The organism is Streptomyces aureus (assembly GCF_001418135.1).
GTDB classification, from domain to species: Bacteria; Actinomycetota; Actinomycetes; order Streptomycetales; family Streptomycetaceae; genus Streptomyces; species Streptomyces aureus_A.
In genome coordinates, this window is sequence record NZ_LIPQ01000323.1 from 1 (window position 1) to 8,057 (window position 8,057).

The window sequence follows — 8,057 nt, forward strand, 5'->3', positions numbered from 1 at the left end:
CCGCTCACCCTCCCCGACCCCGGGCGGACCACCCACGTGCAGTTCCGGCGCTTCGCGGGGTGCCCCGTGTGCAATCTCCATCTGCGCTCGGTGGCCCAGCGCCACGACGAGATCGAGCGGGCCGGGATCCGGGAGGTCGTGTTCTTCCACTCGCCCGCCGAGGAGCTCCGCGAGCACGTGGCCCACCTGCCGTTCGCCGTCGTCGCGGACCCCGACAAGGTGCTGTACGCCGAGTTCGGCGTGGAGTCCCACCGCCGGGCCCTGCTCGACCCGCGCGGCTGGCCCGCGATCGCCGGGGGCGTGCTCCGCGGCGCCTGGGAGCTGCTCCGGGGCAGGGGCCGGCTGCCGGCCGGCGCGCAGCCGGCCGGTCGCCTGGGACTCCCCGCCGACTTCCTGATCACGCCCGACGGCCGGGTCGCCGCCGTGAAGTACGGCGAGCACATCTACGACCAGTGGTCGGTCGACGAACTCCTCACCCTGGCGGCGGAACCGGCCCGGTAGAACTCAAGGCGCCCAGGAAAGCTCAGGGCGTCCAGGCGACCCGGTGCTCCTCCAGGTGGGAGAGGACCGCGTGGTTCGCCTCCCAGCCGTCCGGGAACGACACGGCGACGCCCAGCCGGACCGGCTCGGTCGACGGGTGCGCGTCGAGCAGGTCCGTGACGCCCGCCCGGCAGACCACGATGCACGCGTGCCGGTGCCGGGACGCCAGCACGCACAGCCGCCCCGTCTCCAGGTGGAAGGCGGTCGCGTCGGGGCGCCCGGACAGCGGGTGCAGGACGACGGTCACGTCGTACTCACGTCCCTGGAGCCGGTTCGCGGTGTCCACCGTCACGCCCGTGACGCCCAGTTCGGCGAGGGCCGCCCGGACCGCCGCCGCCTGGTCGCGGTGGGCGGTGCCGACCGCGACCCGGTCGGGTGTCAGGGGTACCGGGGACTCCGAGCGCTCCGAGACCGCGGCGCCACCCCGGTCGAGGAGCCGGCGCACCACGACGGCGACCGCGCCGACCGCCTCCGGGTCGGTGCGGGGGGTGTGCCGGGCGGGCAGTTCGAGCAGGCCCCAGCCCGACTCCGCCGCCTCGTCCAGGACCCGGTCGGGGCCCGAACCGTCCGACGCGACCGTGAACGAGAGCTTCCGGTCCCCGTGCCCGGTGCCGCTGCGGAACGGCGTGAACGGGTAGAACGCGTCCGAGACCAGCGGCGCCGCCGATGCGGGCAGCCGCCAGGACACCGGCAGCCGGTGCTGCGGCAGTTCCGGGTTGTGCGCGAGCAGGGTCGAGACCGCGCTCGCCGACGGGTCGTACGAGAGCCCCGCCCACTGCTCGGCGCCCACCACCGAGAACGGGTCCAACTGCCCGGGATCGCCCACGAACAGCGCCCGCTCGAAGAGCCCCGCCACGGCGAGCAGCGCGTCCGAACGCATCTGGTACGCCTCGTCGACGATCGCGTGCGCCCACGGCTCGACGTTCTTCACGTGCGCCCACTTGGCGGCCGTGGAGAGGACGACCGGAAGCCCGGTCAGCTCACCGGCCTTCGCCGACTTCCGTACGTTCTCCAGGTCGTCGAGCGCCTTGTCGTACGGGTCGCTGTCGTTCGAGTGCAGCCGGCCGACCTCCAGGTCCGGCTCCTTCTCGGCGAGCCGCAGGACCAGATCGTCCACCTGCGCGTTCGTCTGGGCCACCACCATCAGGGGGCGCCCGGCCGCGGCCAGTTCGAGCGCGGCCCGCACCACGAGCGTCGACTTCCCCGCACCCGGCGGTGAGTCCACGACGACACCGCGCGCGGTGCCGTGCAGGGTGGCCGCCAGGATGTCGGCCGTCGCCCTGCCCGCGGCGGCCGAGGGGTCGAAGGGCGCCGCGTCGTCGACGGGCGGCGTCGAGAGGTCGAACACGGTCACAGCACATCCTCCGCGGTCACGGCGTCGGGCAGTTCCACGGCGTCGGTCCGGGGAGGACCGCCGTGCGTCCAGGGCGTCTCCTCCGCCTCCGGCAGCTGCGGCCCGACCCGCTGGTCGTGCTCGAACAGCGTCCAGGCGATCCGCTCGCCCTTCTCCGGCACCGAGCCCTCCGCGGGCTCCTTCGAGCGGCCCATCCGGTCGAGGAGGCGCAGCAGCAGCGCCCCGTCCTCCTCGTACCGCACGAACTCCGCCGACTGCGGCTTTCCTTCGAGCGAGCGGTACACCTTCACCTTCTCGCCCAGATGCGGCCGGTCCTCCGTGCGGACCGTGAGCAGCGGGCGCGGCGCGGGCCGCTTGGACTCCGTCCACGCCATCGTCACCTCGACCACCTCGGCCGTGAACGCCTCGCCCGACAGCCGCCGTCCGGCGAGCACCAGCGGATCGTCGAGGGCCTCCTGCGCCTCCAGCTGGCCCTGCGCCTGCTCGCGCGCGGCGAGCTTCCGGGCCGCCGTCACGGCGTCGTCCCGTCGCGGCTGCGGCGGCTCACCGGCGGTGACCCGGTCCCGGTGGGCGGTGAAGGACCAGCGGTCGCGGGTCCAGCGGTCCTCGACCCTGGCCCCCTCCGGCAGCTCGCGCAGCAGGCCGATCGCCCGCCACACCGCGTCCCACGTGGGCTTCATCTGCGAGACGACCAGCCGGCGCAGCTCCCGCTCGGACCGGTGCAGTTCGCCGAGTCCGCGCTCGGCCGCCTCGCCGTCCTCGGCGGCGCCGACGGCCTGCCGGGCCCGGTCGTACCGCTCGATCGCCGGCGCGAGGAGCCGGTTGTCGAAGGCGGGATCGGTGGCGGGACCGGCGGGCGGGCACAGCAACTGCCCGTCGGAGTCCCGCCCGGCCTCGGCCCGCAGCGCCGCCTCGGCGCCCGGCTCACCGTCGTGGGGGTCGATCCACGCGAGCAGCGCGCCCAGGTGCTGGTCCTCCAGGGAGGACTGGCCGGTCGCCCAGTGCCGGTTGAGGAGATCGGTCGCCGACAGCAGCAGCGAGGAGCCGGGCACCCGGGCCCGGTCGCCGAAGTGCGTCAGCCAGCGCCCGAGGAGCGGGACGCGCGGCGGCGCGGGGAACGGCGTCTCCGGGTCCTGCTCGGCGGTCCGCCGGAACCGCGTCGACCGCCCGAGCAGCCGTACGTACTCGATGCCCGCCCGGCTCGGCACGATCAGCTGCGGCGCGTCCGCGCACAGCTCCACCTCGACCTTCACCTTCCTGCCGGTCCCGGGGTCGACCTCGCTCCTTTCCGCCGCCTCGACGGCCTCCGTGAACGAGTCGACGTACGGCAGGACCTCCTCCGCCAGGTCGGCGAGGAAGGCGAACCGCAGGTCCCGGTCCCGGGGCTGGGCCACCACCAGGAGCCGCGGCTCCTCCGGGTCGGTGCCGACGAGCGCGCCCAGCGGGGCGCCCGCCTCACCGGCCGTGGTCAGCGGCACGAGGACGAGCGGCCGCTCGGAGACCCGCCGGTGCCGGACGGTCGCGAGGGGCTGCGCCCGGCCGGCCTCGACGGCCTCCATACGGGCGAGGGTGGAGATCAGCGACATGCGAGGCCCTCCCGGGGCGCGGCACAGGAAACGGGCGTCAGCAGGGGCATTCGACGTGCTCCCGAGGAGTGCGGGCGGGCGCCGACGCCAGCGCCTCCTCGCGCAGCGCCCGCGCCCTGCGCAGCGCCGCCACCGCCGGGTCCTCCGGGTCGCCCTCCTCGCCGCGCGCCGCCGCGAGGACCGCGCCGACCGTCGTCAGGCCGCCCAGCTCACCCCGTACCGAACGGCCCAGGGTCTCCACCGCGTCCGCCTGCCGGGCCCGCGACCGGCAGTGGAAGGCCAGCTCGCAGGCGGCCAGGCACTCCGGCGCGTACTGATGGGGCACGCTTTCCACGGCCGCCGTCAGCTCCTCGGCCGATCGCTCGGCCACATCGAAGCTGACGCCCTCGGGCAGGGCCGCCGCGATCTCGTCGATCCGGGTCAGCCGGTCGAGCTGGCGCCGGGTGACCGACCGCTGCTTGCGCACGTCGACGACCGAGGCCGTCGGCAGGTTGGAGAAGTCCTTCGGGCAGACGAGCAGCACCGACTGGGCGACCCGGGCGCCCTCGGTCACCGCCGCCACCCGTTCGAGCGCGAGCACGTACACGGCGGCCTGCCGGGCGGCCGCGCCGACCTTCGACGCGTCGGCCGCGCCGTCGACCATCGGGAAGGACTTGATCTCCACGACCGTCCACCCGCCGTCGGGACGGACCACCACCGCGTCCGGCTCCAGGTACACCGGGGAACCGGCGACCTCCAGGGCCAGCAGCGGATGGTCGAGCAGCGTCCACGCCCCCGCCGCGGTCGCCTCCCGCAGGGCGAGGGCGGTGCGCGCCACCCGGCCCTCGGGTCCGGCGGCCGCGAGCTCGGGCACGGACACCGTGCCCGGCTCGTCGACGCCGATCAGGCGCAGCAGCTCGCGGCCGCCGTCCGCCTTGACCTTCGCCTCGAAGGAGTTGCCCCGGACGATCGCGAACTGGGACTGCCCGAACGGGGCCGGCGAGCCGAGCTTCGCGGCCAGCGCGGACTTGTCGACCCCCGCGCCGTCGAGCAGGGCCCGGCGCCGGCAGCCGGGGTTGGCGGCCAGTGCCGCCAGGGCCCGCGCGTCCAGCGGACGCGGCGGAGTGGCCGGTCCGCGCAGCTCAGCGAGCAGCTGTCGACGTGTCGTCTGCGGAGGTCGGGACAGACCGCTGTCCGGGGATGCGCTCACCCGTGGAAGTCTCGCATCCGCCACTGACAACCGGGGGCGCTTCCGTCGTCCCGCGCAGTCGCCGGGCGAGCCGCAGGGCATGCGGGGTGAGGAGCAGGCCGGCGCCCATCACGGCCGCTCCGGCGACCGCGTCGAGCAGATAGTGGTTGGCGGTCCCCATCACGACCAGCGTCGTGACCAGCGGATACGCGACCCCGAGCGCCTTGGTGACGGGTGTCCGCCCGTACCGCCAGAGCATCACCCCGCACCACAGCGCCCAGCCGACGTGCAGGCTGGGCATGGCCGCGTACTGGTTCGTGAGACCGCCGAGCCCGCGCGGCGCGCTGGCCTCGCCGCCCCACCAGCCGTACGCGCTGAAGTACGCCATCGTGTCGGTGAAGCCGTACACCGGGTCGAGCAGCCGGGGCGGGCAGGTGGGCAGCAGGGTGAAGCCGACCAGACCGAGCAGGGTGGAGGCCATCAGCCAGGTGCGGGCGGCCCGGTAGTGGGCGGGGCGGCGGCGGAAGAGCCAGACCAGGACCGCCGGGGTGACGAGATAGTGCAGCGAGGCGTACGCGAAGTCCGCCGGGATCCCGAGGGCGGGCACGTCCGTGAACAGCCGGTTCAGCGGGTGCTCGGCGTCGATGCCGAGCAGCCGCTCCAGACGCAGGATCGCGAGGCCGTGCTCGACGGCCGCGGCCTCGTCGCCCCGGACGAGGAGCCGCCCGCCCGAATAGGCCGCGTACACGACCGCGACCAGCGCCAATTCGGCCCACCAGCGTGGCTTGCCCATACGAAGAGGTCCCCCCAACCAGTGATCGCCCCGGGGGAGGGGACGCCGGACGCCACCCGGGGGTTGCCCGGACGTCACCCCGAATCCACGTGGGCGATGATGGGAGCGGCACGTCCGCACCGTGAACCCCTGGAGATCCTTCCCATGGCACCGCGCATCCTGCTCGCCCGGCACGGCCAGACCGAGTGGTCACTTCTCGGCCGGCACACCGGCAGGACCGACATCCCGCTGCTCGACGAGGGGCGGCGCGGCGCGAAGCTCCTGGGCGAGCGTCTCCACCGCGGCCCCTGGCAGGGACTGCCCGGCGTGGAGGTGCGCACCAGCCCCCTGGTCCGCGCGAGCGAGACCTGCGAGATCGCCGGTTTCGCCGGGCGGGCGGAACCCTGGGACGCGCTGATGGAGTGGGACTACGGGGCGTACGAGGGGCTGACCCCGCCGCAGATCCAGGACATCCGGCCGGGCTGGTTCATCTGGCGCGACGGGGTCCCGGACGGAGAGACCCTGGCGCAGCTCTCGGACCGCGCCGACGAGATCGTGAACTGGGCCCGCTCCGCCGACCGTGACGTCCTGGTCTTCGCCCACGGCCACATCCTGCGGTCGATCGGCGCCCGCTGGCTCGGCGAGGACGTCTCCTTCGCCTCCCGCATCCGCCTCGACCCGACGAGCCTGTCCGTCCTGGGCTGGGCGTACGGCGCCCCGGCGGTCGAGCGCTGGAACGACACCGGGCACCTGGAGTAGGCGGCGCCGGGCACCTGGACCGGCGGCCCCCGGCCACCGCTCAGTACGCGGCGAGGGCCTGACGGGTGTCGACGAGCATCCTGCGGATCCGGGCCGAGGCGATGCCCTCCAGGGAGTCCACGACCCGCTTCGCCTCCGCGGCGGCCTCGTCGGGGCGGCCCGCGTGCGCCAGGTTCTTGGCGAGATGGGCGCGGTAGAGCGCCAGGTTCCGCGCGAAGTGCGGGTTCTGCAGGACCGTGGCCCGGTGGGAGTGCCGGGCGGCCCGGCCCCAGTCGCCCAGGGCCGACCAGCACTGGGCCTCCAGGGCCTCCCGCTCCGGCTCCCCGAAGAACGACATCCACTCGGGGTCCTCGTCCGTCGCGCCCCGGTCGAAGAAGCCGTGGGCGCGGCCGAGGGCCTGCTCGCAGGCCGGCCGGTCGCCGAGCCCGGCCCACGCGGCCGCCTCCCGCAGTGAGAGCAGCGAGAGCAGCCGCGCCGAGTCCAGCGTCCTGGCGGCCCGCAGGCCGGCCTGCGCCGCCCGCACCGCCTCGCGGTACCGGCCGGTGTCCCGGGCGAGGAAGGACGTGTTGCAGAAGGCGTGCGCCTCCAGGGCCGCGTTCCCCGACACGCGCGCGGTGGCGAGGGCCTCGGCGTAGTGCGAGCGGGCGTCGTCGTGCCGGCCCGAGTCGTGGGCCAGCCAGCCCACCGAGAGGGAGAGCTCGCCCGCGCCCGCGTGCAGCCGGTCCTCGGTGGAGCGGCGGGTCATGGTTCCCGTGTCGAGCAGCGCGTACGCGGCCCGGAGCGGGTGGGCGGCGACCTTGTAGAGCCCGTCGGCGCCGTGCCGGTCGTCGAGCAGGCGGATCTGCCGCACGGCGTCCTCGACGGCCCGCACCTCGGCGTCGCCGATCCGGTGGGTGCCGCGGGGGGCGGGGATCGCGACGGCGGGGCCGCCGAGTCCCAGCGAGGCGGCCGCCAGGGTGGCGGAGCCGCTCGTCATGAATGCGCGACGCAGCACGTCGCTCTCCTCATCGTTCCGGGTCGGTGGTGCCGCGGGAGCCGGAGCCCCGGCCGCGACCGGCTGCCGCCGGCCGCGCACCGTCTCCCGCGCGGAGAAGCCCAGGTCGGAGAGACCCAGACCGGGGAACATGTGCAGAAAGACCCGCTCGTACGCGTAGTTGGGGCAACGGATCTCGCCCGCCTCCACGCGCCCGATGTAGCGGGCGTCGCACGCGACCTGTTCGCCGATCTCCCNNGCCGGCGGAAGGCGAGATTGGGAACTGCCCGTGACATCGCCATGGCCGAGCCCTCTCCTGTGCTGCCGGGTGGTCCGGCGGCAAGAACGTACCTGCTGTGACCGGATGCGTACGCAGAGTTTGGCTACAAATCGGATATCTCGCCTGCGATCTGCCATGAACTGCCATCCTTTGCGGCGGCATGGCGCCGTAGCCGTTGACGCGCACGGGCGTTGAACCGTAAGGGAGAGACGGAACGTGTCTCCTCAGGAGCGAGGAGGGGTCCCATGTCGGAGATCGGTTCCCAGTCGGCCACGCGCCAGGCGCCCGCCCCGGACGTCCGCGCGTCCCAGTCCACCCCCCAGGACCGCGGTCCGGTTCCGGCCGTGGCCCAGCAGCCCGCCGAGCCCTGGGACCTGGTGACCGTGCCGGTCCGGCAGGGCCTCGAGGCCGTCGACATCCTGCGGCGCGGCGCCGTCCCCGCCGTGGGCCCCGTCGTCCACGACGGCACCTGCGACACCCTCGGTTTCCTCGTCCCGCCCGGGACGGCCGCAGCCTGGGACATGCCCGGCAGCGCGTGTACCCGGACCTCGGGCCGGGGTCTGCGTCTCCCCGAGCTGCCGGAGCTGCCCGAACCCGCCGGGGACGCGCCCCGCCCCGCCGGCTG

8 protein-coding genes are annotated in these 8,057 nt (G+C 74.9%); 3 read left to right on the top strand and 5 right to left on the bottom strand.

The window, feature by feature from the left end; all coding sequences use genetic code 11:
* A partial coding sequence (locus AOK00_RS25380) for a peroxiredoxin-like family protein (protein WP_055602582.1) occupies nt 1-501 on the top strand: 501 nt, incomplete at its 5' end.
* Between the two features lie 22 nt (nt 502-523).
* On the opposite strand, the gene AOK00_RS25385 is transcribed toward AOK00_RS25380, so the two are convergent.
* The 4 genes from AOK00_RS25385 to AOK00_RS25400 are packed head-to-tail and all read right to left on the bottom strand — an operon-like array spanning nt 524 to nt 5,441.
* On the bottom strand, nt 524-1,894 hold the full coding sequence (locus tag AOK00_RS25385; protein ID WP_254047495.1) for an AAA family ATPase: 1,371 nt from the start codon (nt 1,892-1,894) through the stop codon (nt 524-526).
* Nucleotides 1,891-3,480, bottom strand: a complete 1,590-nt coding sequence (locus tag AOK00_RS25390; protein WP_055602583.1) for a hypothetical protein — start codon at nt 3,478-3,480, stop codon at nt 1,891-1,893. Before AOK00_RS25390 ends, AOK00_RS25385 begins: the two co-directional genes overlap by 4 nt.
* 37 nt (nt 3,481-3,517) lie before the next feature.
* Nucleotides 3,518-4,669, bottom strand: coding sequence for a hypothetical protein (locus tag AOK00_RS25395; RefSeq protein ID WP_107097468.1), 1,152 nt, complete (start codon nt 4,667-4,669; stop codon nt 3,518-3,520).
* The gene (locus tag AOK00_RS25400; RefSeq protein WP_055602585.1) at nt 4,602-5,441 is read right to left on the bottom strand and encodes a phosphatase PAP2 family protein; all 840 of its coding nucleotides are present in this window, start codon (nt 5,439-5,441) and stop codon (nt 4,602-4,604) included. The genes AOK00_RS25395 and AOK00_RS25400 overlap by 68 nt, the downstream gene beginning before the upstream one ends.
* 144 nt (nt 5,442-5,585) lie before the next feature.
* On the opposite strand from AOK00_RS25400, the gene AOK00_RS25405 reads away from it, so the two are divergent.
* Entirely contained in the window at nt 5,586-6,179 is a 594-nt protein-coding gene (locus AOK00_RS25405; protein ID WP_055602586.1) for a histidine phosphatase family protein, read from the top strand.
* A 40-nt stretch (nt 6,180-6,219) separates the two neighbouring features.
* Here the strand turns inward: AOK00_RS25405 and AOK00_RS25410 are convergent.
* A partial coding sequence (locus tag AOK00_RS25410) for a tetratricopeptide repeat protein (RefSeq protein ID WP_254047496.1) occupies nt 6,220-7,409 on the bottom strand: 1,190 nt, incomplete at its 5' end.
* Nucleotides 7,410-7,677: 268 nt separating this feature from the next.
* On the opposite strand from AOK00_RS25410, the gene AOK00_RS25415 reads away from it, so the two are divergent.
* Nucleotides 7,678-8,057 (top strand): hypothetical protein (locus AOK00_RS25415; protein ID WP_055602587.1); only part of this gene is annotated, 380 nt, incomplete at its 3' end.

Excerpts from the sequence above, each read along its gene's own strand:
- AOK00_RS25400 (WP_055602585.1), bottom strand. The coding sequence starts at position 5,441 with ATGGGCAAGCCACGCTGGTGGGCCGAATTGGCGCTGGTCGCGGTCGTG.
- AOK00_RS25405 (WP_055602586.1), top strand. The coding sequence starts at position 5,586 with ATGGCACCGCGCATCCTGCTCGCCCGGCACGGCCAGACCGAGTGGTCA.
- AOK00_RS25390 (WP_055602583.1), bottom strand. The coding sequence starts at position 3,480 with ATGTCGCTGATCTCCACCCTCGCCCGTATGGAGGCCGTCGAGGCCGGC.